Here is a 24217-nt window from a genome sequence, read left to right as displayed (position 1 = left end):
GTGGGCATTATTAGTGATTGTTTTTAAATAATGTTAAAGACTACAAGTTAAAAAAGAATATTCATATGATTTTTATAGTTATATAATTGATGAAATTTCATGTAATAAAAAAATCCGTTACGCAATTGCATAACGGATTTTTCTATATAAAATATGTATTCTCAAAATGTTCTGGGATCATTGGTTAACACCAAATACCCAAAACCAAATACCTAAATTCTAGTTATTCAACATCACCGGCATCACCAACATGGTAATATGCTCGCCTTCTTCTAATCCGTCAATTGGAGTTAAAATTCCTGCACGATTTGGTAAGGACATTTCTAAAGAAACATCATCCGAACCTAAGTTGTTGATCATTTCTGTTAAGAAACGTGAGTTGAAGCCAATTTGCATGTCATCACCTTGGTAATCACACGTCAAACGCTCTTCTGCTTTGTTTGAATAATCGATATCTTCTGCAGAAATATTCAATTCAGCTCCAGCGATCTTCAAACGAATTTGATGCGTTGTCTTGTTTGAGAAGATACTCACACGACGTACAGAGTTTAAGAACTGATTTCTGTTGATTTCTAATTTATTTGGATTCTCTTTCGGAATTACCGCTTCGTAGTTTGGATACTTTCCATCAATCAAGCGACAAACCAATACTGTATTGTCAAATGTAAACTTCGCATTGCTATCATTATACTCAATCAATACTTCTTCTTCGCTTCCGCCTAAAATTCCTTTTAAAAGATTTAAAGGTTTCTTTGGCATAATGAATTCTGCTACTTGAGAAGCGCTCAAGTCCGTACGTTGGTATTTTACCAATTTGTGTGCATCTGTAGCAACAAACGTTAAGTTTTCTGGTGAAAACTGGAAAAATACACCACTCATTACCGGACGTAAATCATCGTTTCCAGAAGCAAAAATTGTTTTGCTAATAGCCGTAGCCAACACATGTCCTTCAATCGTTGTTGAACTAGGTTCTTTCAATTCTACCGAAGCAGGAAACTCATCTCCATCTGCATACGCTAACGCATATTTACCATGATTAGAGCTAATTTCAACCGTATTATTATCTTCCACAACAAACGTTAATGGTTGCTCTGGAAATGTTTTTAAAGTATCTAATAATAACTTTGCAGGAACGGCAATATTTCCTGAACTGTCTGATTCAACAGTTAAAACCGATGACATCGTGGTTTCTAAATCAGAAGCAGATACTTTCAATTCATTTTCGTTGAGTTGAAAAAGGAAGTTATCTAAAATAGGTAAAGTGTTACTGTTATTAATTACGCCTCCTAAAACTTGAAGTTGTTTTAATAGATATGTACTTGATACAATAAATTTCATGTGTTTGTGTTCTATTTAATGTTCAAAAATAATTCTTCTCAATCAATTTGCATAGCTTTTAAGCGCTAAATTCATGCGAAAAGAATCACATTGTTATATTCTTACAAATATATCTTAAATGTTGTAGTAAAGAAAGGAAACTTATTAACAACTATTTGGCAAATTTACGTTTGCGCATATACGTGAATACGACACCAAAAATTACAAGAATAGCCAACGGAAAGCCAATGTTTATCCATTGCCAGTACGATTTTTCGTCCGTTACTTTTTGACTGTCCAAGAAGGCTAATTTCAATTCTTTCGATCGAATGTTTATAAGTCCGTTGTTGTCCAAAAGGTAATTTACAGAATTTACTAGGAATTCTTTGTTTCCATATTGACGTTTTGTGATGATATCATAACCCAATTCTTGTGGCTGTCCACGCGAGACTTGATTTTTAATCACATCACCATCAGCAATGACTAACATTTTGGATTCTCCTTGATTTTTTGCACCTGATAATTCAAATGGTTTCACACGATTTGCATACACAGATTCAAACGTTCCTTCTAATAAAACTGCCAAATTTTGTCCACCTTTTCCTTGATACGTTTCTGGAGCTGGTTCGTTTTCTATGATGTTTAATGAAATTTCTTTAGGAATTCCGATTAATTTAGACTGTGGCGAACTTTTTAATAATACTGTTTTCTTTGGACCACTTTTTAAAACATCAATCTGATTGGCAAATTCAAAACGTACCAAGTTGGTATTATTTGTTATTGGATGCTTAAGATCGGTTTGTGTTAGCGGATTGTAGCGCCATTGTACAGGCAAATATTGAGCGTTGTTGCCTTCTCCAAATTCCATTCCTATGGCAGCACATTGCATGTCATTGACTAATTTTGGATTGATACGAATTCCGTAACTAAAAAAGAAGTCTTGCAAGCCTAAATCTCTTGGAAATGCGAGTGTTTTTCCCTTTTCGCGAATACTGTCCATTTCTGCCTGAGCTGTTTCTATCAACCATAAGGACTTTCCTCCGCGCATAGTGTATTGATCGAGAATATACTTTTCTTTATCAGAAAACTTTTTAGTTGGTTTTGGAACGACTAATAAGTCAAAACGTTCTAAGTTTTTCAATGTTTTTTCTGGATCATCAGGGAAAGCTGTGATGTCAAAAGATCCAAGATTGTAATATTCAACTAGTGCTTTTTGAAAACTGTAAATAAAGATATCATCAAGTTCATTATGTCCTCTCAAAATAGCAACACGCTGTCTCTGCTTGATGGTTAACTTACTGAATGCATCTGCAAAGGCATATTCCAAATGTTGTACAGAACTTGCAATTTTTTCTTCATCTGAATTTGCAATATTGTTTTTATACAATTGAATCTTCACTAGCTTTTTATCATAAATAGCAATTGCCCAAGGATATACAACTTCTCGAGAAACTTTATTTGCCGCTTCTTCTGTAATATATCTAGGTTTCATGTCGTTTTCATTTAGAAAATCGACTGCATTTTCTTCAATTGGATCTACAAAAGTGTATTCAACATTGTCATTGTACGCTGCAAATTCTGCCAACAATTGCTCGGTTTCGTCAGCCAAACGCTTATATTCCGCAGGCAAATCACCTTTTAGAAAAATAGTAATATTGATCGGAGATTTTACAGGAACAAGTGTATTTTTAGAAGCTTCTGAAAGTGTATAACGTTTGTCTTGTGTCAAATCAAAACGAGCAAATATACTGCTTGCAATGGCATTTAAAATGATCAATCCAGCAAGAACCAACACAATTTTGATGCTGATATGGATTTCTTTTTTAGTGCTAGTATGAATTTCTTTTTTCAAGCTTATCGTTTTTTTAGTTGTACTACAGTTAAGAATAAAAAGAAGACAGTGACACTTACAAAGTAAATGATATCTCTTGTATCAATAACTCCGCGTGAGATGCTATCAAAATGATCTTTCATTCCTATTTTTTCAATGGTAGGATTTAAGTCTCCAAAAATATCTGCAGAAGCCATACCTTCAAATCCAAAATACATTAGAAAACAGATAAATACGGCAGCAATAAATGCCACAATTTGATTCTGCGAAAGCGTAGAAGTAAAAATACCAATACTTGTATAGGCTGCAATTAAGAAGAGCAATCCAAAATAGGAGCCAAGCGTACTTCCTACATCTAGGTTTCCACTAGGATTTCCTAAACTCCAAACGGTGTATACATACAAAAGTGTTGGAATCAATGCTAATAGAATTAAGACGAAAGCACCAAAATACTTTCCTAAAACAATTTGCCAACCAGAAATAGGTTTGGTCAATAACAATTCAAGCGTTCCTAAGCGTTTTTCTTCCGAAAAGCTACGCATGGTAATGGCAGGAATTAAAAAGATTAAAATCCACGGTGCTAAGGTGAAAAATGGTGTTAAATCTGCAAATCCGTAATTGAAAATATTGAATTCACTTTTAAAAAACCATAAGAATAATCCGTTGAGAATTAAAAATAAGGCAATTACCAAGTATCCTATCGACGAGGAAAAAAAGGAATTGATTTCTTTTCTAAGTATGGCTAACATTTAGTTCTTTTTTAATACAATTATATCTTGATACGATAAGGTGTTTTCGGTTCTTCCAGACCATTCGCCCGGAAAATAGTTGACAATTTCAAAGCCTTTTGCTGTAAACTGCTCAAAAATATAGTCTTTATCAAAAGCGACATTGGCTTCCTTTACTTTTTCGTCCATCAATGCATAAGTTTCACGATCGACTTTAAAGTTCATTTTACTAGACGACATATGTTTGCGAGACGTTTCATCCAAAATAAAGAACGTTGCCAAGCATATTTTTTCACGATCCAACACGCGATTAATTTCTCCCAAGTAATGTAAAACATCCGCAGGCATCATGTGCGTAAATACAGAAGTTAAAAACGCAAAGTCGAAACTTGCATTTTCATACGGAAAAGTAAAATCCTTAGCTTCTTCATGTGTATTTAAGTTGTACAAATCATTCTTTAAGGGTGTATGCGTAAATACAAAATTTGGATATTTGGACGTAATATGTTCTGTACACCAATCGACACCTTGTGCAACGACGTCAAAACCTTTATAACTTCCTTGTTCGTTTAAAAAATCTGTAAAAGGAATTGCCATACGACCAATTCCCGAACCAATATCTAACACTCGGCTCGTAGGTTGAATGTTTCCGTATTTTTTAAAATAATCAAAGAAAAGTTTTCCAATTTCGATATAATTTCCAGGACCTGTATACACGTATCCTTTTGGCGGTTCGAGTTCGTGGCGTTTTCTAAAAAGATCAATAGGCGCGTATACTACTTTTCTCAGTAGTAATCGTTGTTTGGGCGATAAGCGATAATATAATGATCTTAACATATATGTTTTAACTGTTTTTTCTCAATGACTCGTGAGCTTGCTCCAAGGTAATTGACATAAACTATGAATGTGTAACGTTTGGTTCTTAATTCTAGTATTTTTCTTAGGATAAACTCACTAATTTATCAACACTCCAGGCATACGGTTTGTCGTTAAACATAGCTTTGGTTTGCTTCCACACGTTTTTAAATAATTCGGAGTTTCGATACGCTTCCAAATCGTCTACATGTTTCCAATGGCTGTACGTAAAGAAAATTTCAGGATTGTTTTTATCTTGATATAACTCTAAAAACTCACAACCTTCACGATCTTTGATAGACTGTTTTTTTTCTTCAAACATCGCTAAAAAATCAGGAATATATTTCGAGTGAAAACTCATTTTAACTATGCGTACAAACATACATTATATAAAATTAATCGTTATGGTATCTCTAAATCGCAAACCGAAAAGGGTAGAAGCGCTTCCAACCGTTTGCGGATTGCTTTTGTAAATGGCCAACTCTAAAAAGTTTGCTGAATTAAACAGCGCTAACTTTTTCCCATCTTCTTCACGTTTGTGTTTTTCCAAATTAAAATTGATAGCATCGCTATAACACTCGTGAATGGTTTTAAACTTATAATTACGTGCCGAAATCTCAAAATTGCGACCTTTTCCAACATCTTTAAACAGTTTTCGGGTAATATTTGACACTACGTTTCCGTAATTGTCAATATAAATTACATTTCCAATAATCTGAGATTCATCGGTATTTACAACAGGTTTAAGACCTGTTAAATGTTTAATATCCTGAATGGTTTTTCCGATCACTTCCAAAGTTCCGCCGCGTGCAATATGACAGGCAACTTGAACAAAAACGTCCAATACAGGAAAATTTGTCTCGATACGATCGTGAATATTAATTTCTACAATCTTTTCAGGAACAATCTCAGAAGCAATCAAACTCATGATTCCGTTGTCTGCACAAACGAAAAAATGACCGTCCAATTTAAGTGCGATATGTTTATTTTCAGGATTCAACTCAGAGTCAATTCCAATGATGTGAATACTGCCTTTCGGAAAGCTATTAAACGCATTTTGAATAATATAAGCTGCTTCCGTAATGCTAAAAGGATTTATGCTGTGTGAGATATCAACAATACGAACGTCAGGCAGCTCACTGTAAATAGCTCCTTTAACTGCGCCTACAAAATGGTCTTTCTCCCCAAAATCAGTTGTCAATGTAATAATTGCCATTGGCGAATTGTTGATATTTTTTTAAATTTAATCTATTAAAAAATGGTAAGTTTGCTTTGCAAATCTAAAAAAACAAAACGGAAATCTAATCTTTAATACGAGTCGCTTTTGAACGAAATTATTTTTGAACTTTCTGAGATCAGTCCAAGAGAGTTTTTTGGTCAACAAAATACCAACATAGAATTGCTTAAAAAATACTTCCCAAAACTTAAAATCGTTGCCAGAGGAAACAAGATTAAAGCCTACGGCGATGAAGCTTTATTGGAAGAATTTGATAAGCGATTAACGATGCTTATGGAGCATTTTAGTAAGTACAATAAAATTGATGAAAATGTCATTGAACGTGTACTTACGAGTGAAAGCACTAAAGATTATGATACTTCTGAAGCAAGTGGAGAAACTTTAGTACATGGTTCTAACGGGAAACTAATCAAAGCTATTACAGCCAATCAGCGTAAGTTGGTGGAGTTGATGAATAAGAATGATATGGTATTTGCTATTGGACCTGCTGGAACAGGAAAAACCTATACAGGAGTTGCTTTGGCAGTGAGAGCTTTAAAAAATAAAGAAGTAAAACGAATCATTTTAACGCGTCCTGCGGTAGAAGCTGGAGAAAGTTTAGGATTTTTACCAGGAGATTTAAAAGAAAAGCTCGATCCGTATATGCAACCGTTGTACGATGCATTGCGCGATATGATTCCACCAGAAAAATTAGCCAAATATATAGAAGACGGAACCATTCAAATTGCGCCAATGGCATTTATGCGTGGTCGTACTTTAGATAATGCTTTTGTGATTTTGGATGAAGCACAAAACACCACACATGCGCAAATGAAAATGTTTTTAACGCGTATGGGAAAAAATGCAAAGTTCATGTTAACGGGCGATCCGGGACAAATTGACTTGCCAAGAAGAGTCATTTCAGGATTAAAAGAAGCATTATTAGTCTTAAAAGATATCAAAGGAATTGGAATCATTTATTTGGATGATAAAGATGTGGTACGTCACAGATTGGTAAAGAAAGTGATTGAAGCGTATAAGAGCATTGAACATCAGAACTAGGAAATTATAAATGTTGAATGTTAAATTTTTAAACGTCACTTCGAGTGATTTTCACAGAAAATAGTATCGAGAAGTACTATGAAGTAGAAGCAAAAAATAATAACACCAACACCAAACACCAAAGACCAAAGACCAAAGACCCAACAACAACACAACAACAATGAGTAATACAATTACGGGAACGAATTTTAATTTTCCGAATCAAACCGCAAAATACACAGGAAAAGTACGCGAAGTGTATACAATTAATGACGATCTATTGGTCATGATTGCTACCGATCGCTTGTCTGCTTTTGATGTAGTAATGCCAAAAGGAATTCCATTCAAAGGACAAATTTTGAATCAGATTGCGACCAAAATGATGAAAGCTACCGAACATTTGGTGCCAAATTGGTTGATTGCAACGCCAGATCCAAATGTAGCGATTGGCCACAATTGTACGCCTTTTAAGGTAGAAATGGTGATTCGTGGATATTTATCAGGTCATGCTGCACGCGAATATAAAGCTGGAAAACGCATGCTTTGTGGAGTGGAAATGCCAGAAGGAATGATTGAAAATGACAAATTTCCTTCGCCAATTATTACGCCTGCTACCAAAGCAGAAATGGGCGAACATGATGAAGATATTTCTCGTGAAGACATTTTAGCAAAAGGAATTGTATCAGAAGAAGATTATATTAAATTAGAAGACTATACACGTTTACTGTTTGCAGAAGGTACAAAAATTGCGAAAGAACGTGGATTAATCTTAGTGGATACCAAATATGAGTTTGGTAAAACAAAAGATGGTAAGATTGTTTTAATCGACGAAATTCACACACCAGATTCTTCTCGTTATTTCTATGCAGATACTTATGAAGAATTGCAAGCAAAACAAGAACCGCAAAAGCAATTGTCAAAAGAATTTGTGCGTCAATGGTTAATCAGCAATGGTTTTCAAGGGAAAGAAGGACAAGAAGTACCTTTTATGAGTGACGAATATATAACGTCTGTTTCTGATCGTTATATTGAATTATACGAAAACATTACGGGTGATACCTTTGAAAAAGCTGATGTTTCCAATATTTTGAATAGAATAGAGGAGAACGTCGTTTCTTTTTTGAGCAAATAAACTGTTATAAAAATTATAAAAAGAGACATTCATCCTGTATGAATGTCTCTTTTTTGTTACTTTGAACTATCATCAAGAAAAAGCATTCCAAAGCTGTATGAGTCGTTTTTTATTTTTACTAATTCTATTTTTAATTGTTGGTTGCAACAAGCATTCGAAAGAATCATCAACTGAAGCAAAAGAAATACAAGCCATTTTAAAAAAAGCCGAAGATTTAGTAAATGCTCAAACTTCACTAGATTCTTTGTTGCCACTAACGTTAGATTATTCCTCTAAAGCAAAGCAATACAATGATCCCGTACATGTATACAGGTCTGAGTTTAAAATAGGAGCGTTTTTGGCCAAAAAAAACTTGTATGAAGAAGCTATTGAGCAGTATGAAAAGACATTGGCTGTTATTACAGTCGATAAAGATAGCGCACGATATGTACAAACTAAAATGAATATAGCATTAACCTATGTACATTTAAAAAATTATGGAAAAGCTGCAGAAATATTTTATGAAGCGAATAAAATAGCAGAACGAAATAATCTACAGCGATTCATTTTTACGATTAAAGTCAATATGGGATATCTAAATCTTGAAGAAAATAAATTGGCTAGATCCGTTAAAATTTTCAAAGACGGGATTCGGTATATTTTGGAAAATGATTTGATCGTAAAAAAGCCGTATACATATCAAAAGCACTTCGTTGTTTTACATACACTTATTGCAAAAGCTTATAACAAAGCAGCGATAGTAGATTCGGCATTTATATATGTGGAAAAAGGACTAGAAGCAAATAAAAATAATGGAAGATTTAAAGATTGTAAAGCTAATTTATTAATTCAAAAAGGGAAAGCCTATCAAAAGCAGAAAGATTTTTCTAAAGCACTTGAAAACTATGAAGCAGCAAAAAAAATATTTGTTTTAGATCAAAATGAGACGCAAGTTTCAACGGTATTACTACATATAGCGGAATGTCATTATGAAAATAAACGCTATACAAAAACATTATCTGTATTGGAAGATATAGAATTAAGAAAGCTGTCCAATTATATGCCAGATGATTTATTTTATGATGTTTTAAAACTTACCAGAAATACCTACAGAGAACTTGGAGATTATAAAAAAGCGACTCGGTATACGGCTTTATCAGAAGACTTAAAAGATTCAATAGAACTAAAAAAAGGAAGAGATCAAAAATTATATTTAACGACAAAATATAATTATGAAAAAGCTGAAAGCGATGTTGAAAAACAAAAACAAGCTAAGAAAAAGCAGTTGTATTGGATGCTAGGAATACTGTTTGCCATTATCAGTGTATTTGTTTTTATTACTTATAAGTATCGAAAAGTAACCAAAGAGAAAACCATCTCTAAAAAATCGTCTCCTCAACCCTTAAAAGATGATAAAACTGTAAACGATATTTTAAAGAAACTTCAGAAACTTGAAGAAGATGAATTCTTTTTGAATCCGAAATATAATTTATACGCTACGGCTAAAAAAATAGGCACCAATACAACCTATTTATCTACGATTTTAAATGTACATCAAAAAAAGACCTTTACGGAGTATTTAAATGAATTACGGATTACGTATACTATACATCGATTACAAACTGATGAACAATTCAGACAATACACGGTAAAAGCTATTGCTGAAGAAGTCGGTTATAAAAGTCACAGTCCTTTTTCCAGAGCTTTTAAAGCTAAAACAGGAATGAATCCTTCTGAATACATTAAAAAACTTCCTTAAAAACTGTTCTCAATTTATAAATTGAGCGCAAATCACAGGTGTTGGCGCTCTTTTTTCGAGTACTTTGCTCCAAACATTTAAACGCTATATTATGAAAAAAGCATACAAGAATTTGAAGCTAAAGAAAGTACAAATAGCTGCATTAAAATATGCAGCGATCAAAGGCGGAATAGTTGGAAGTAATGCCTTGGATTGTCAAGAATCTCATACATGTTCACAATCTCTTGGGACAGGAGAAACAACAAGTGGCACGACGTATTATTTACAATCTCAAGAAAAAACATACTGTTATACATGTGTAACGTGTGAATATGCCTAATTACTTAGAATTTTATATGTAAACAAAAAATAGGCAGTGCTTCTGCCTATTTCTATTTTGAAAAGTTTTTAATTAATACGATGGAAAAAATGGAGATTTACCATCAATACTCACTGTTGCATTAAGCTATCTGACAATATCCCCAATAGCAAAAGAAACGCTCATATTCCATCCCTGGTATAGAATTAAGAATACTACAATCATTACTATTATAGCAGGCCATATTGCCAAAACCTCCATTGATTTTAGCTTGTTGCTGTTTGTTGATTTCCTGAACTCCTTCTAAGTTTAAAATGTTTTTTTTCATGATATAAAAATTAAAAAATTAGTATTAAATAAATGATGATGATTTTAAAAAGTATCTATTTATGATAGTAGACTAAACGCATCCTTCAGTTCCATCTGGACATGGACCTTCATTAGTTTTTAAACGTATCGGACAACTATCACTATACTCACAAGGACATATACAACGAGATACGCAAGAAACTCCTCTCCAACTAGCCAAACCTCCGCGAACAATTTCTTTTGTTATGCCAACGAAACTGACTTTTTCCTTGTTCAGTTTTAAGGAATTTAAACTCTTTTTTTTCATAATCGTATGATTAAATATTATTCTTACTCTATTAAGGCTTTTCAGAATCCGCCTCACTGCTAGCAATTATGAGATAAAAGTATTGGAGGAAATAGTTGAAAAAAAACGGAGTTACACTCGATTTAAAAATTGGCATTGCAGATTTATAAATTGAGAGCAGTTAACGATACTTTTAAACCGTATTTATAGCTTAAAGGTTTTAATATTTTAAATAGCATAGAGGAGAACGTAGTTTCTTTTTTGAAACAGTAGTTTTTGAAGTATGTAAAGAGTTAATTCGCTATTTTACAGTACTCAAGAGAAGCGAAGTTTTGTCTTTTTTTGTGAAGTTAAGTTGTGATGTTTTATAAAAGCGCACTAAATTTTCTTTTTCTCAATAGATTAATGAAGTACTTTTGGAGTAACATTAATATTTAAAAACATAATTATGAAAAAAATATTCTTACCACTACTAGCGCTATTCATGCTAGTTTCTTGTAATAACGATGACGATGCAACAAGTGCAGACGTAATGACATTTTCTCTTTTGAGAGATTATTATGCGCCAGAACAAGGGGCATCAAATTTCTATACACCGAATCAAATTTTATGGACATTCGATTTTACCAATATGACTATAACTATTGAAACGCAGCAAGGAATAGATAGTCCTGTATTACCCGCAGGAAGTTATAGTTATACTTTAGTAGATGGTCAATGTGATTATGGTGATAATTTAACTGTTCAAATTGACACACGACAATATGGAGCACTTATTCTTGATGAGTTAAGTTCAGGAAAAATTAGTCTTTCACAAGAATGCTATGATGGCAATTTATTATTTTTTGAAAACTAAAAAGTTTTTAGAAAATAAATATATATAGCTTATGAACGAATAAAGCGGAATTTTAATAAAATTAAAATTCCGCTTTTCAATTAAAGTTCTTTCTAAAAAGTATTAAATACTAACTGAATTGTCAATCGAAAGTGCTAACAACCAGCTAACAACTACTTAATTTCTTTCATCGCATTGTCAATCAATGTTTTTAAGTGCGATTTGTGCGCCTTTGTCGCTAAATCACCTGCTCCATTCACAGCAAATCTGCGGATAGATTTTAAGTTGTAAATCGCCATAGATTGTGCAACATTGTTAAAACGTCCTTTCGATCTTCCTGTCAACATTTGAATCAACATATTTGTATACTCAATCTGTAAATTTTGTCTAAAAGAATTCACAGCAGTATTGATATCTGCATTAAAGATGGCTTTGTTCAAGTCTCTCATATACTCCTGAATCTTATACTTATTTCCGTATAACTCAGAATCAACAATACGTTGCAAGGTATTTGGATGTAATAAGTGACGTAAAACGCCCATCTGTCTTCCTAACGTAAGATTGTGAATTTTTGGATCTTCTGTACCGCGTCCTAAATTAAATCCTCTACGTTGTCTCGCTAAGTGCGTATACAAGTCTGCAGGAATATCATTTGCATTTGGCGCAAACAAATAATCCTTTAAAGCTTTCATGGCTCTTTTTTGATCTTCGTAACTCACAGGAGTATACGGTTGTGTTCCTCCGGCTTGTCCTTGCATAGCTCTATCAACATACACGCCACCAATAAAACGAGAAATTACATTTACGGCACTAGATTTTTGACTTTGCAGAATGCTGTAGGCAACAACTAAGTTTTGGTACGACTTTCCGTAATCGTTGTATTTTGAACGAAGATTTTTTGTCATATCATTCACCAACTTAATTCTATTGACAGAATACGTAATTTGATCGTTAGATAAATCACCAACCATCACTCTTGGATCAATTGCTTTTCCAGGACTTCTCATATCATCAGCATCATTACCAAAAATCAATGCTGGCTCGGTAGATCTTTTTAAAATGTCGTCCAATTCTTTTAAGGTCTTTACAGGCTTGTATCCAAACTCAATTGCCCAAAGATCATAAGGGCCTAAAGTAGTTGTAAAATAGTGTCCTTGTTGCGTTCTGTCATTCGTAACATTAATTGCTTCATAATCCATTACAGAACCTGTTAAGGCTTTTCCTTTAATATATTCTTTATCGGCTAATTGCGCTGGTGAGTGCAACTGACTCGATTTCATATTGTGATTCAATCCTAAAGTATGTCCAACTTCGTGCATGATTAAATGTGTCAATCCTTCATTACGCAATACTTCTTTTTCTTCTTCTGAAGCATTCATAATAGTCAAAGCAGTAGTTCCAAACACACTATTTTCTTGCATTAAATGTCCCAAAGAACAATGTTGATGGTCATCTTTAAAGTTTTGCCACTCATTTTCAGCGTCTTCTAAATCATCTAAAGAATAGGCGCTCAATGCTTCGAAAATTCTGTTGTAACGAACTCTATTTGTTTGATGTGCATATTCTAACATTACATCAGCACCTAAAATTTGACCTGTTCTTGGGTTTACAAAACTTGGTCCGTATCCACCAAAAGGCGGTTTTGGAGAAGAAGTCCATCGCAAAACATTATAACGAATATCTCCCGCGTCCCATTCGGCATCATCTGGTTGTACTTTTACAACCATTGCATTTTTAAAACCAGCTTTTTCAAAGGCTATATTCCAACGCAATACAGCTTCTTTGATGGTTTCTCTGTATTTAAGAGGTGTTGTATTCTCAATCCACCAAGTAATTGGCTCTACAGGCTCTGAAATTGCTGCATTCGGATCTTTTTTCTCTAAGTGCCATCTGTGTACATAATCTCTAAAAGGTGTATTACTTGGCGTAGTCATATCAGTAACTTCCGTTGTAAAATATCCAACTCTTGGATCATCAAATCGTGGCATATATGTATTTTCTGGAATCTCAATCAAACTGTGATTTACTTTGATGGTTACATTTCTTCCATCAGTTACAGCTTTTGATCCATTATTCAATACAGAAGGTTTTGAGTATACATACTCAATCACTAAATCTGTATTTTCAGGATAATTTTTAATCGCATTTACTTTGCTCTTAGCTTTATTTAAACTACCTAAAGTAAACGCAAGAGGCCCTTGTCCTGGGAAACGAGGCGGTTTAATTTGTGAAAATGTTTCTTTTAAAAAGATGCCATCAGCTTTAATTAAATACAAACCTTTTTCATCATCGGTTGCCTCAATTTTGACACTCGCCATAACGCCTTCGCTAATATTTGCATCTGCAGATTTGGCTAAAGCGCTTTCAGGATCGAAATAATAAGCATTGTTTTTGGCTACAAATTCGATTTTATTGAAATATTTCTTAACCGTAAAGATTTTAGAACCTCGATATGCACCTCTAAAAGCGCCAGCATCCAAGACTCCGTCTTTAACTTGACTAAAATAAATGAATTCTTTTTCTAATTGATCTTTAGAAACCACCATTTGAAGTGTTCCGGTGATGGTATCTTGATAAATGGTAAAAAGACCTTCTATCTTTTTACTTTTCTTCGTTAAATCTGCAATAGATTTTTCACTAGATTTTTTCTTTGGAATTACTGTTTCAGTACTTCCTTTTTTGTCTTTTTTTCTTTTTTTACGTTGTGCATTTGCGTCTGGAGAAGCTAGGAATGCAAACAATAAAATCAAGACAAAAAATATGTTGCTTTTTGATTGTGATTTTAATGTCATACTAAATTTTTAATTTTTCGGATTGTTAAATAATTCCCAAATGTAACTTTTTACGAAATTTTTCTGTCTTAAAATCAAGTTAAAAAGCAAGCTATAAGGATGTTAAGAGCCTAATTACATGTGCGCTAAGTGTAATTTTTAATGTTTCTAAAAAAAGTAAACAGAATGCTTTGTCATATTTTTAAAAAAACTATATTTTCCCATAGGATATAAATGCTCATTATGAACCGTTTTTTTCACTGTTGTCTTTTATTTATTTTAATCTATGCTTGTGCAGATACTTCTTCGTCATCAAGCACAAACAATAATGTGAAAATAATACTGGAAGAAGCCGAAGAAGCTTTGCTCAATTATCAAGGCATTGAAACAGATACAATGATGCAACTTCGAATGGAGTATTTCCATAAAGCAACGACGTTCAATGATTCTGTACATACCTATCGAGCACACTTTTATTTAGGAGCATTTTACCAAAGCCGCGGAATTTATAAAGAAGCAATGACTGAATATGACAATGCTTTGCAAAATATTTCAGATGATGCCGATAGTGCTCGGTACGTGCAAACGAAATTAGCGATTGCCACCACAGAAATTGAATTAGGAAACAAATACAAAGCTGGAGAAATACTATTAGACGCGTATGAAGTAGCACAACGTAACAAACGCACCATGCAATTGATTCATATTAATGGAAATATGGGGATTTTAAGCTTGGATTTAAACAATTTTCAAGAAGCAAAAGAGAGTTTTACGGAAGCGATTACTACCATTGAAGAAAAAGATTTGATCGCAAAAGATTCCATCAATTATGTAGAAGATTATATCAACTACCATATGTTTTTAGCCAAAGCGTATCAAGCGGAAAAATTGCTCGATTCTGCCATGCTATACATTGATAAAGGAATCATCATTGCCGATTATTACAAGGATATTGAAGGAAAAGCCTATTTGTTTGAATTGAAAGGAAAAACGAAAACGGCACAGGGAATTTTCCCAGAAGCATATGCAAACTTGACCGAATCTAAAGAAATTTTCACACAGCTGAAAAATGATAAGCAGATTTCTAAAATCATGTATTTATTAGCCGATTATCACTTTCAAAAAGGGGAAACCGAAGCAGCATTGAATTTATTAAGTGAGCTGGAAATTCGATATACAAAAAATCAACTTTTAGAAACCGATTATTATGACGTTTTAGTGCTAAAAGCAAACGTACACAAAAACAGAAAGGATTTTGAGCAAGAGTCTGTGTATCGACAAAAATCTGCAGAAGTTAACACAAACATTTTAGCCAAGGAAAATAAAGCAACAGTTTTTCAAACAGCTACACAATATGAGATTGAAAAAATCAAAAATCAGTTTGAAGCACAACATCAAAAAGACGAAAAACGTTTTTATATTTTCTTAAGCGTCGCGATTGTTGTGATTGCAGTATTTGGATTTTTATTGTACAAACAATTCAAAAAGAAAAAAAATCCAGTAATTCTTGAAGAAACCGCGCAAGAAGTTGTGACGGTTAAAAAAGAAAAGACTTCATCACAAACAGCAATTAAGAGCGATAAAACGGTTGATGATATTCTGCAAAAGTTAAAAAACTTAGAAGCGCAGGAATTTTACCTCAATCCTAAGTATAATTTATATGCAACCGCCAAGAAAATAGATACCAATACAACATACTTGTCTACCATTTTGAATACGCACAAAAAGATGACATTTACGGAGTACTTGAACAATCTTCGTATTCAATATACGCTGAATCGATTAGAAGAAGATAAGAAATTTCGTATGTACACGATCAAAGCAATTGCCAAAGAAGTCGGGTACAAAAGCCATGGGTCTTTTTCAAGAGCATTTAAAGCTAAAACAGGCGAAAACCCATCTACTTATCTAAAAAAGATTCGCTAAATAAGTCTGTTCAATTTATAAAATGGCAACACTTTATATAGCAATCATAACTGGTGTTACGTATCTTGAATAAAAACTAATAAATATACTTACAATGAAAGCAGAGCGAAAAATACTAACATTTACAAAAATAAAAATAGCAAGAGTAGACGCGTTTAATATACTTGGAAAAGGAACAAATATAGATTGTGCCGCAGAAGAATCACGTACGCCTAAAGGAGGAAGAACTCAATCTACTTCCCACAATACACATTGTGATACTGCTAATTAATCTAAAAAATAAAATGTATTCAAAGGCTTCTTGCAACCAAACAAGAAGCCTTTTTTGATGAGTGTTTGTAACCTAATAACTACTAAAATTAAGATGTTTGCGAATCGTCGCAAGTATATACTTGTGGACAAGCAAAATTAGCAAAATAACAAGCAATACCACCTGTTACACGTCCTGCACAATCGCATCCACAATTAAGATTACCTGGAGCTGGCCATCCAGCACCACCGTTAATTTGACTTTGTTCTGTTTTAGAAATTTTTGAAACTCCTTTAATATTTAATATACTTTTCATGATTAAAAATGTTTAGTTAGTCCTTACTCTATTACAGGTTTTTCAGGGAACACCTTTTAGGTTAAAAAATTATAGTTGTTTTTTTTTGAAAACGATTCATCACAAAAAAGTAGTATGGTAGGTATATTCAAAGCTCGAAAAGGCTCCATGATATACATCAGAAGCCCTTTCTTTCCCCTAAATATAGTTAGCTTATGAATTAACTACATTTTCATTTATTTGTTCGCTTTTAAATTGTATGTTTATATATCGTCTCCACAAGTGTATACTTGAGGACAAGCAATAAGCCATTCGCAATATTTTGGTCCAGTTACGCGTCCTGCACAGTCGCATCCGCAACCTTGATAGCTTCCAGCTCCAGGGAATCCTGCACCACCATTAATTTGGCTTTGTTCTTGTTTAGAAATTGCAGAAACACCTTTGATGTTTAAAATGTTTTTCTTCATAATTTTAAGTTTTAATAAGTTAATAATCTTAATCTATAAATTGCTTTTGTATTAAGCCACTCTACAATTTATATTCACAAATTTAAGAGGACAGGTAGCTAGAAAAAAAGAGTAGTATTTCTGATTTAAAAAACAGACTGTTCAATTTATAAAACAGAAAGGATAAATTCACTCTAAAGTATAAGTGTTTACCGTAAAAGAGCTCTATATTTGCCACGTTAAAAAACAAACCAGTGACCTTACAGAATTACACAAAGGAATTCCGATATAACCTTACCATAGCATCGCCTATTATTTTAGGAATGTTGGGACATACTTTTGTGGCTTTTGTAGACAATGCTATGGTGGGACAATTAGGACCTGCAGAGTTAGCCGCTGTATCACTTGGAAACAGTTTTTTATTCATTGCAATGTCCTTAGGAATTGGATTTTCAACAGCAATTACTACGCTGGTTGCCGAAGCAGATGCTACTGGAGATAAATTGAAAGTCAAAAGTGCTTTAAAACACGGTTTGATACTTTGTACAGGTATAGGAATTGCAGTTTTTTTAGGAGTTATGCTAGCAAAACCGCTAATGTATGAAATGAAACAACCTGAGGAAGTAGTGGTATTGGCAATGCCGTATTTAAATTTGGTGGCTGCTTCGTTGATTCCTTTAATCATGTTTCAAGCATTTAAGCAATTTGCAGATGGTTTGTCGCAAACAAAATATGCTATGTGGGCAACATTATTGGCAAATGTGGTCAATATTGTTATCAACTATTTTTTGATTTTCGGAATCTGGATTTTTCCTAAATGGGGCATCATTGGTGCCGCTGTAGGAACGTTGGCATCTCGTGTGGTGATGTTACTATTTATTTGGTTGTTATTGCGTTACAAGCAAAAATTTAAAGCCTATGTGACCAATTTTAATTTTAAAGAAATTAAAAAGTCAGTACTCAAAAAAATCATTTCCTTAGGATTTCCTTCGTCATTACAAATGCTGTTTGAAGTAGCCATTTTCACTGCTGCTATATGGTTATCTGGTATTTTAGGGAAAAACTCGCAAGCAGCGAATCAAATAGCATTAAATCTATCGTCAATGACCTTTATGGTTGCTATGGGATTAAGTGTTGCTGCCACAGTTCGTGTGGGAAATCAGAAAGGTTTGAAACGTTTTTCGGAATTGCGTAGAATTGCACTTTCACTATTTTTATTGGTGTTGATTATTGACATCATTTTTGCGGTTATGTTTATGCTATTGAACAATTGGTTTCCAACCTTATACGTAGATGAAAATGATATTACCAATTTGGTAGACAATCAAGAAGTAATCATGATTGCAGCAAAACTTTTATTAGTATCTGCTTTCTTTCAGCTTTCTGACGGAATACAAGTCGTTGGTTTAGGTATTTTACGTGGTTTACAAGATGTAAAAATTCCAACATTAATTACCTTTGTTGCCTATTGGGTCATTGGTTTTCCAATCTCTTACTATCTCGGATTATATACTGAATACAAAAGTACGGGCATCTGGATTGGACTCTTGGCAGGATTGACGACTTCTGCAATATTATTGTATATTAGATTTAATTATTTATCAAAAAAACTTATTAATAAGCAAACAACTCATGGAGCTTCCTAAATTTTTATTGGGCGATAATACCGATTATCCAAACGCGATTTTTATCGTACATACCGAATTTCCAAGATTTATTATCAATCTAGAAAATGATGAAGTAGAATGGTTGGAAGAATTTGATAAAGAAGACGAAAAAGAATTGTCTTCTGAAGCTGAAAACTTATTTCAAGCGGCAAATGATTTTTACGATCGTGAATTAGCACGTTACGAAGACTAAACTCGATAATCGAGATTTAAAATTAGCGAACGCATGTCTACACATAACACTGAATTTCTTTTAAATACTTTCTGAGCGACCGTAAATTAATTTTATCTATTATGATTGATCAACTAATACAATTTGATAAAGAAGTATTTCTATTCTTAAATGGACTTGGAACGCCAACTTGGGACGGTTTTTGGATGTTTATTACCAATAAATATTATGCCATTCCGCTTTATGCGTTTTTACTAATTCTGATTCTTAAAACGAACAAAAAGAAAGAGATAATTTTCACCTTGGTATTGGTTGCTTTGCTCATTACAATTACCGATCAAACAGCAAATTTGTTTAAAAAAACACTCTTTTTGCGTTCAAGACCGTGTTATACAGAAGATTTAATGGAACATATGCGTCTGGTAAAAGATTCTTGTGGCGGCGCATTTGGGTATTTCTCAGGACATGCTTCCAATGCAATGGCGTTGGCAGTATTTATTGGTTTAATCTTGCGAAAACATTTCAAATATATCTTTCCTTTACTATTAATTTGGGCTGTATTTGTTGGCTACAGCCGAATTTATATCGGTGTGCACTTTCCAGGCGATGTACTCACAGGAATGATTGTAGGCACCATTTATGGAACAATGATTTTTAAATTGCGACAATTTTTGATTCGGAAGTTTGCCTAATTTATCATGTTTTACATTTTAAAAAAGTAAATAGGTGTTTATATTTAGCTAAAGTATTTGCAATATTTCTTGTGTAGAAAATACTTCAATAACTTTATGATATTATCAATTTAAAAATTTTATATCATGAAAAAACAAAATGTAAACCTATTATAACTGAACAAAAAATCAATTTGCAACAATTAAACGAACTTCGGTTCGCTTTTTTTATAGACGCAACCAAATTGTAAAATCTGCATCTACGGAGTAGATGATATTCACATAACATTAAAACCATGAAAAAATTACTCTTACTTTTAGTTATAGCAACACTTTTCATTTCTTGTAATACGAATGATGATGCACCAATATCGCAAGAAGTTTCACTTTTAGGAAATTGGAGATTGGTAGAATATCTTGCTGATCCCGGAGATGGAAGCGGTGAATATATTGCAATTACAAGTGATAAAACGCTAACTTTTAATTCAAATGGAGAAATTACTTCAAACTATTCACTGTGTAATATGCTTGTAATAGTTGATCCTGAACCGAGTAGCGGAACGTATTCAACAACTACAGGAATAATTGATGTGCCAAATTGTCCTAATGCTTCACCTTTAGCAATTCGTTTTGAGACATCTAACGAAGGAAATTTAATTATTTACTATCCTTGTATTGAAGGTTGTAGTGAAAAGTATATAAAGCAAGAAGAATTATAAGTTACTTCTGTAACAACTTCAACAACTGTTGCGCTGCATTAAATGGAGAAATAGTACTGTTTTCAGTAGCTTCTAAGTAAGTATCCAATTCTTTTTTTACATTCGGATTCGTGTAGAAATTATGTTTCAAGCGTTCTTCAATGGTTTGTAGTAACCAAAAACGGTTTTGTTGCTTTCTATGCGTTTCAAAATAATCGTTGGCTTTTGTGCTTTCGCGGAATGCTTCAATCATTTGCCAAACGTCGTCAATTCCTTGTTGCTTCAAAGCAGAAGCTGTAATCACTTTAGGAAGCCATTCTGAAGCTTTCTGCGGATATAAGTGTAATGCACGCTTAAATTCCGTTCGCGCCATTTGTGCACGTTTTACATTATCGCCATCGGCTTTATTAATTACAATAGCATCTGCCATTTCAATAATTCCGCGTTTAATTCCTTGCAATTCGTCTCCAGCGCCAGCCAGTTTTAACAACAAAAAGAAATCTACCATACTATGCACTGCCGTTTCGCTTTGCCCAACACCAACGGTTTCAATAATAATGGTATCAAAGCCACAGGCTTCGCATAAAATAATGGTTTCACGGGTTTTTCGAGCGACACCACCAAGTGAATCTCCAGAAGCAGACGGACGAATGAAAGCGTTTTCATCTTTCACCAAATCTTCCATACGTGTTTTATCTCCCAAAATACTTCCGCTCGAAATAGAGCTACTTGGATCTACTGCTAAGACTGCTACTTTTTTGCCCAAACCAGTCAAATAGGTTCCAAATGCTTCAATAAACGTGCTTTTTCCCACACCAGGGACACCTGTAATTCCCATACGAATAGAATTATTGGCATGTGGCAAGCACTTTTCAATAATTTCCGTTGCTTTCGCCAGGTGTTTGGTGCTTTTACTTTCAATCAAAGTAATAGCACGACTCAGCGCTACTTTATCTTGATTCAAAATTCCAGCAACTAACTCATCTACAGAAGGCTGTTTTCTTCTATTTTTTTTGATAGAAGCTACCGACGATTTGCTAATAAAATCGGGTTGTGTAACGCCATCTTTTTCGTGTAGTGCTGATGTATGTTTTGGTTTTGAATTCAAATGATTGTACTATTTTGTAGCATCATAACGAAATTACGACATATTTTTAATTAATTCTGAATTCACAATTCAGAATTATGAATTAAATAAACTGAAGCGTCACTTCGAATGAATTTATGAAGCAAATTTATATTGAGAAGTATTGCAAAATCTAGATTCAAAGCTGTTCTCGATACATTTTTTATCAAAAAACATTCGAACTGACGTTTGGAATATATTAGATTCGTTAATTTGAAAACATTATTTTATTAATTACCTTCTAACAATCTAACAATCTAACAATCTAACATCTAATAGCGTTAGCGGTCTAAAAGCGATAGCGAGTCTAAAAATCTAATAAATCTAAAAAAAATGAAACGCTCCAATTTTAATGTCGTCTTTACAATAGAACACAAACAAAACTAATGAGCCAACAGCATTTAGGAATACTAAAAAAATGTAAGCAAGGAAATCGGAAGGCACAAATGAAGCTCTACGATTTATATGCAGATGCCATGTACATCATTACGTGTCGTTATATTTCCAATAGGGAAGATGCCAAAGATGTGATGCAAGAAGCATTTTTAAAAGCATTTACACGACTGTCGCAATACCAAGGCGAAGTTGCTTTTGGCGCTTGGTTAAAGCGAATTATGATCAATCAATGTATTGATACCTTAAAGAAACGATCGTTGGTATACGAAGAAATGAACGATCAAACCATGACAATTGTAGCTGACGAAGTTTCATGGGAAGTTGATATAAACGTTACCAAACAAGAAATTATTCAAGCTATTGAAAGTTTGCCTGTTAAATACAAATATGTAGTACAATTGTATTTGATTGAAGGTTACGATCATCAAGAAATCTCAGAAATATTAGAGATTCCTGTTCGAACATCACGGACACAATTGATGCGCGGAAAAACAAAATTGAAGAATCTATTAAATGATCATTTTAAACATAAAATATCATGAAGAAAAATATAAAAGACATTTTAAATGAAAACGATGTTTCTGGAGAGACACCAAAACTGCCGAAAGGACATCGCGCTGAATTTTTAGAAAAATTATCAGCAACCGAAACGATTTCCACATCAAATCCACCATTTAACTATTGGCGTGCTATTGCTGCAGCATGCGTATTGCTTTTAGGAATTGGAGCTTTTGTATACACCAATGATGGCGGAAAAGAAACGAAGCAAACTTCTTTGTTTACAGAGATGAAGTCAATTGAAGACAAGTATTTACAAGACATTGCTTCCGAATGGGAATCATTTCAACTCACAGCAACAGATGCTGGTTTAGTACAAAAGTATGAAGAACGCTTGCAAAACTTAGATGAATCGTATCAAGAATTGAAAGAAGTGTTTTTGGTAGAAAAGAATAGCTTAACTACGCTGGAGAAAATGATTAAAAACTTGCAAATGCGCTTAACTCTTTTGCAGGAAATTCAACAACATTTAAAACGATTAAAAGATGAGCAACAAAATATATAAAACCTTTATCCTGTTTTTAATTGGTTCGTTTGGACTGATAGCACAAACAGAAAAAAAGTATCAAAAAACGTTTAGGGTAGACAAGAATACTAAGTTATTGTTTGAAACACAGAATATTGATGTGACTTTTAAAACTTGGGATAGAGATGAAGTAAAAGTAGATTTTACCGTAGATTTTAAGAATTATTCTGAAGAAGAAATAAAGAAAATTTCAGATGGAATTATCATGTCTGCCCAAATGGAAACTTCCATGGGCGATATGAATTATTTACAAATTAGAAATGCATCTGCGACTTCTATCGGAAGATTATCGTATCAAGTTTCAGGAGGAAAAATTAGTATCGAAAATTTTTTAACGGACAAAAACGAACCCAATCGATATCGTACCGTACAAGATATCAATAAAGAAATCTCGAAAAGTTATGATGGTTTTAATGCCATGGAAGGTCATATTATCTTTGAAAATGAAAGCATAGCATTAAAAGATGTTGATAAAAGTAATCACAAAGGTGTGTTGCGAATTCGATCTAAATATGAAATTTACCTACCAAGTTATTTGGAGATAGATATCAATGTTAGTCAGGCACAAGTTGATTTTGATGGAACTTTTACCAATGTAATACGTGGCGTTTTTCAAGAAAGTGAATTGACTGCTGATGAGCTAAATAATGAAGGAAACAGCATTCAATTTATGAACGGATCGGTAAGAGTAAAGAAGTTAATAGGAGGAACGTATTATTTTAGAAATGTCACCTTCGGTTTATTTGGAGAAATTGAAAGTCTGTTGATGAATACTGAGTTTTCAAAAATTAGTATTGGAAAGGCTGGAAAGAATTTACAATTCAAGGATTTTAAAAGTGATTTCTTCTTCTATAATTTGGCTAATGATTTTAAGTTGATTACCATGATGTGCGAGTATTCAGACATTAAAATGTATATCGATCAAGATCAAAAATATTATATGGAAGCTGTAGGACACAATGCAATTTTGAAAGATGGTAAAGCAAAAATCATCATGCAACCTAATAAGGAAGGAAGGAAGCAAAAGATGTTTACACGTGGAAAAGATACTGAAGAAAACAGAAAAAACATGTTCAAACTCGATTTAATCCACGGTTTCATAACATTATTCTACAACAAATAAATTAAC

General features: G+C 33.4%; 26 protein-coding genes. 14 read left to right on the top strand and 12 right to left on the bottom strand.

Annotated features, from left to right (window positions below; all coding sequences use genetic code 11):
- Nucleotides 1–219 precede the first annotated feature (219 nt).
- The 6 genes from dnaN to Q0845_RS18760 all read right to left on the bottom strand — a co-directional run bounded on the left by dnaN (nt 220) and on the right by Q0845_RS18760 (nt 5947).
- Nucleotides 220–1338, bottom strand: a complete 1119-nt coding sequence (gene dnaN, locus Q0845_RS18785) for a DNA polymerase III subunit beta (protein ID WP_298516511.1) — start codon at nt 1336–1338, stop codon at nt 220–222.
- 151 nt (nt 1339–1489) lie between these two features.
- Nucleotides 1490–3169, bottom strand: a complete 1680-nt coding sequence (gene gldG, locus Q0845_RS18780; protein WP_298516509.1) for a gliding motility-associated ABC transporter substrate-binding protein GldG — start codon at nt 3167–3169, stop codon at nt 1490–1492.
- A 2-nt stretch (nt 3170–3171) separates the two neighbouring features.
- Nucleotides 3172–3897: a gliding motility-associated ABC transporter permease subunit GldF gene (gene gldF / locus Q0845_RS18775; protein ID WP_298516507.1), complete on the bottom strand. Its 726-nt coding sequence runs from the start codon at nt 3895–3897 to the stop codon at nt 3172–3174.
- Complete coding sequence (locus tag Q0845_RS18770; protein WP_298516505.1) at nt 3898–4713, bottom strand: class I SAM-dependent methyltransferase; 816 nt, start codon at nt 4711–4713, stop codon at nt 3898–3900.
- 103 nt (nt 4714–4816) lie between these two features.
- Nucleotides 4817–5113: a putative quinol monooxygenase gene (locus Q0845_RS18765; protein WP_298516503.1), complete on the bottom strand. Its 297-nt coding sequence runs from the start codon at nt 5111–5113 to the stop codon at nt 4817–4819.
- 3 nt (nt 5114–5116) lie between these two features.
- A complete protein-coding gene (locus Q0845_RS18760) occupies nt 5117–5947 on the bottom strand; it encodes an SAM-dependent chlorinase/fluorinase (RefSeq protein ID WP_298516502.1) in 831 nt (276 codons plus the stop codon).
- A 108-nt stretch (nt 5948–6055) separates the two neighbouring features.
- Here Q0845_RS18760 and Q0845_RS18755 point away from each other — a divergent pair, with 108 nt between their 5' ends.
- From Q0845_RS18755 to Q0845_RS18740, 4 genes are all read left to right on the top strand, one after another.
- On the top strand, nt 6056–7009 hold the full coding sequence (locus Q0845_RS18755; RefSeq protein ID WP_298516500.1) for a PhoH family protein: 954 nt from the start codon (nt 6056–6058) through the stop codon (nt 7007–7009).
- A 160-nt stretch (nt 7010–7169) separates the two neighbouring features.
- Nucleotides 7170–8120, top strand: coding sequence for a phosphoribosylaminoimidazolesuccinocarboxamide synthase (locus tag Q0845_RS18750; RefSeq protein ID WP_298516498.1), 951 nt, complete (start codon nt 7170–7172; stop codon nt 8118–8120).
- Between the two features lie 97 nt (nt 8121–8217).
- A complete protein-coding gene (locus Q0845_RS18745; protein WP_298516496.1) occupies nt 8218–9858 on the top strand; it encodes a helix-turn-helix domain-containing protein in 1641 nt (546 codons plus the stop codon).
- Nucleotides 9859–9949: 91 nt separating this feature from the next.
- Entirely contained in the window at nt 9950–10177 is a 228-nt protein-coding gene (locus Q0845_RS18740; protein ID WP_298516494.1) for a hypothetical protein, read from the top strand.
- Between the two features lie 121 nt (nt 10178–10298).
- Here the strand turns inward: Q0845_RS18740 and Q0845_RS18735 are convergent, their stop codons facing one another.
- Nucleotides 10299–10484 (bottom strand): hypothetical protein, encoded by a 186-nt coding sequence (locus tag Q0845_RS18735; protein WP_298516492.1) that lies wholly within the window; start codon nt 10482–10484, stop codon nt 10299–10301.
- A 72-nt stretch (nt 10485–10556) separates the two neighbouring features.
- Entirely contained in the window at nt 10557–10772 is a 216-nt protein-coding gene (locus Q0845_RS18730; protein WP_298516489.1) for a hypothetical protein, read from the bottom strand.
- 427 nt (nt 10773–11199) lie between these two features.
- Between Q0845_RS18730 and Q0845_RS18725 the strand changes: the two genes are divergently transcribed.
- Nucleotides 11200–11607: a hypothetical protein gene (locus Q0845_RS18725; RefSeq protein ID WP_298516487.1), complete on the top strand. Its 408-nt coding sequence runs from the start codon at nt 11200–11202 to the stop codon at nt 11605–11607.
- A gap of 152 nt (nt 11608–11759) precedes the next feature.
- On the opposite strand, the gene Q0845_RS18720 is transcribed toward Q0845_RS18725, so the two are convergent.
- Complete coding sequence (locus tag Q0845_RS18720; protein WP_298516485.1) at nt 11760–14378, bottom strand: zinc-dependent metalloprotease; 2619 nt, start codon at nt 14376–14378, stop codon at nt 11760–11762.
- 222 nt (nt 14379–14600) lie between these two features.
- On the opposite strand from Q0845_RS18720, the gene Q0845_RS18715 reads away from it, so the two are divergent.
- Nucleotides 14601–16283 (top strand): helix-turn-helix domain-containing protein, encoded by a 1683-nt coding sequence (locus Q0845_RS18715; protein ID WP_298516483.1) that lies wholly within the window; start codon nt 14601–14603, stop codon nt 16281–16283.
- Between the two features lie 94 nt (nt 16284–16377).
- Complete coding sequence (locus tag Q0845_RS18710; RefSeq protein ID WP_298516481.1) at nt 16378–16554, top strand: hypothetical protein; 177 nt, start codon at nt 16378–16380, stop codon at nt 16552–16554.
- Nucleotides 16555–16642: 88 nt separating this feature from the next.
- On the opposite strand, the gene Q0845_RS18705 is transcribed toward Q0845_RS18710, so the two are convergent.
- Together Q0845_RS18705 and Q0845_RS18700 are read right to left on the bottom strand one after the other, a co-directional pair.
- On the bottom strand, nt 16643–16849 hold the full coding sequence (locus Q0845_RS18705; RefSeq protein WP_298516479.1) for a hypothetical protein: 207 nt from the start codon (nt 16847–16849) through the stop codon (nt 16643–16645).
- A gap of 242 nt (nt 16850–17091) precedes the next feature.
- Nucleotides 17092–17295 (bottom strand): hypothetical protein, encoded by a 204-nt coding sequence (locus Q0845_RS18700; protein ID WP_298516477.1) that lies wholly within the window; start codon nt 17293–17295, stop codon nt 17092–17094.
- Nucleotides 17296–17528: 233 nt separating this feature from the next.
- On the opposite strand from Q0845_RS18700, the gene Q0845_RS18695 reads away from it, so the two are divergent.
- From Q0845_RS18695 to Q0845_RS18680, 4 genes are all read left to right on the top strand, one after another.
- Nucleotides 17529–18920 (top strand): MATE family efflux transporter, encoded by a 1392-nt coding sequence (locus Q0845_RS18695; protein WP_298516475.1) that lies wholly within the window; start codon nt 17529–17531, stop codon nt 18918–18920.
- Nucleotides 18907–19134, top strand: a complete 228-nt coding sequence (locus tag Q0845_RS18690; protein ID WP_298516473.1) for a hypothetical protein — start codon at nt 18907–18909, stop codon at nt 19132–19134. Before Q0845_RS18695 ends, Q0845_RS18690 begins: the two co-directional genes overlap by 14 nt.
- 101 nt (nt 19135–19235) lie before the next feature.
- A complete protein-coding gene (locus tag Q0845_RS18685; protein ID WP_298516471.1) occupies nt 19236–19805 on the top strand; it encodes a phosphatase PAP2 family protein in 570 nt (189 codons plus the stop codon).
- A gap of 275 nt (nt 19806–20080) precedes the next feature.
- Entirely contained in the window at nt 20081–20503 is a 423-nt protein-coding gene (locus Q0845_RS18680; RefSeq protein ID WP_298516469.1) for a hypothetical protein, read from the top strand.
- A 1-nt stretch (nt 20504) separates the two neighbouring features.
- Here Q0845_RS18680 and meaB read toward each other — a convergent pair whose 3' ends face one another.
- Nucleotides 20505–21590: a methylmalonyl Co-A mutase-associated GTPase MeaB gene (gene meaB, locus Q0845_RS18675; protein ID WP_298516467.1), complete on the bottom strand. Its 1086-nt coding sequence runs from the start codon at nt 21588–21590 to the stop codon at nt 20505–20507.
- A 404-nt stretch (nt 21591–21994) separates the two neighbouring features.
- On the opposite strand from meaB, the gene Q0845_RS18670 reads away from it, so the two are divergent.
- From Q0845_RS18670 to Q0845_RS18660, 3 genes are read left to right on the top strand one after another with little or no spacing between them, the layout of a single operon-like run.
- Nucleotides 21995–22546, top strand: a complete 552-nt coding sequence (locus Q0845_RS18670; protein ID WP_298516465.1) for an RNA polymerase sigma factor — start codon at nt 21995–21997, stop codon at nt 22544–22546.
- Nucleotides 22543–23067: a hypothetical protein gene (locus tag Q0845_RS18665; RefSeq protein WP_298516463.1), complete on the top strand. Its 525-nt coding sequence runs from the start codon at nt 22543–22545 to the stop codon at nt 23065–23067. Before Q0845_RS18670 ends, Q0845_RS18665 begins: the two co-directional genes overlap by 4 nt.
- Nucleotides 23048–24211: a hypothetical protein gene (locus tag Q0845_RS18660; protein WP_298516461.1), complete on the top strand. Its 1164-nt coding sequence runs from the start codon at nt 23048–23050 to the stop codon at nt 24209–24211. Before Q0845_RS18665 ends, Q0845_RS18660 begins: the two co-directional genes overlap by 20 nt.
- Nucleotides 24212–24217: the final 6 nt, after the last annotated feature.

It is taken from the genome of uncultured Kordia sp., from assembly GCF_947489565.1.
In the GTDB taxonomy this organism is placed as follows: Bacteria; Bacteroidota; Bacteroidia; order Flavobacteriales; family Flavobacteriaceae; genus Kordia.
The sequence above is the reverse complement of the archived record's forward strand: the minus strand, read 5'-3'. Positions and strand labels throughout refer to the sequence as shown.

Coding starts and splice junctions, on each gene's coding strand:
- Q0845_RS18705 (WP_298516479.1), bottom strand. CDS start 16,849: ATGAAAAGTATATTAAATATTAAAGGAGTTTCAAAAATTTCTAAAACA.
- Q0845_RS18710 (WP_298516481.1), top strand. CDS start 16,378: ATGAAAGCAGAGCGAAAAATACTAACATTTACAAAAATAAAAATAGCA.
- Q0845_RS18720 (WP_298516485.1), bottom strand. CDS start 14,378: ATGACATTAAAATCACAATCAAAAAGCAACATATTTTTTGTCTTGATT.
- Q0845_RS18770 (WP_298516505.1), bottom strand. CDS start 4,713: ATGTTAAGATCATTATATTATCGCTTATCGCCCAAACAACGATTACTA.
- Q0845_RS18670 (WP_298516465.1), top strand. CDS start 21,995: ATGAGCCAACAGCATTTAGGAATACTAAAAAAATGTAAGCAAGGAAAT.
- Q0845_RS18750 (WP_298516498.1), top strand. CDS start 7,170: ATGAGTAATACAATTACGGGAACGAATTTTAATTTTCCGAATCAAACC.
- Q0845_RS18740 (WP_298516494.1), top strand. CDS start 9,950: ATGAAAAAAGCATACAAGAATTTGAAGCTAAAGAAAGTACAAATAGCT.
- Q0845_RS18760 (WP_298516502.1), bottom strand. CDS start 5,947: ATGGCAATTATTACATTGACAACTGATTTTGGGGAGAAAGACCATTTT.
- Q0845_RS18700 (WP_298516477.1), bottom strand. CDS start 17,295: ATGAAGAAAAACATTTTAAACATCAAAGGTGTTTCTGCAATTTCTAAA.
- Q0845_RS18660 (WP_298516461.1), top strand. CDS start 23,048: ATGAGCAACAAAATATATAAAACCTTTATCCTGTTTTTAATTGGTTCG.
- Q0845_RS18685 (WP_298516471.1), top strand. CDS start 19,236: ATGATTGATCAACTAATACAATTTGATAAAGAAGTATTTCTATTCTTA.
- Q0845_RS18730 (WP_298516489.1), bottom strand. CDS start 10,772: ATGAAAAAAAAGAGTTTAAATTCCTTAAAACTGAACAAGGAAAAAGTC.
- Q0845_RS18765 (WP_298516503.1), bottom strand. CDS start 5,113: ATGTTTGTACGCATAGTTAAAATGAGTTTTCACTCGAAATATATTCCT.
- Q0845_RS18715 (WP_298516483.1), top strand. CDS start 14,601: ATGAACCGTTTTTTTCACTGTTGTCTTTTATTTATTTTAATCTATGCT.
- Q0845_RS18745 (WP_298516496.1), top strand. CDS start 8,218: ATGAGTCGTTTTTTATTTTTACTAATTCTATTTTTAATTGTTGGTTGC.
- Q0845_RS18735 (WP_298516492.1), bottom strand. CDS start 10,484: ATGAAAAAAAACATTTTAAACTTAGAAGGAGTTCAGGAAATCAACAAA.
- dnaN (WP_298516511.1), bottom strand. CDS start 1,338: ATGAAATTTATTGTATCAAGTACATATCTATTAAAACAACTTCAAGTT.
- Q0845_RS18690 (WP_298516473.1), top strand. CDS start 18,907: ATGGAGCTTCCTAAATTTTTATTGGGCGATAATACCGATTATCCAAAC.
- Q0845_RS18665 (WP_298516463.1), top strand. CDS start 22,543: ATGAAGAAAAATATAAAAGACATTTTAAATGAAAACGATGTTTCTGGA.
- gldF (WP_298516507.1), bottom strand. CDS start 3,897: ATGTTAGCCATACTTAGAAAAGAAATCAATTCCTTTTTTTCCTCGTCG.
- Q0845_RS18680 (WP_298516469.1), top strand. CDS start 20,081: ATGAAAAAATTACTCTTACTTTTAGTTATAGCAACACTTTTCATTTCT.
- Q0845_RS18725 (WP_298516487.1), top strand. CDS start 11,200: ATGAAAAAAATATTCTTACCACTACTAGCGCTATTCATGCTAGTTTCT.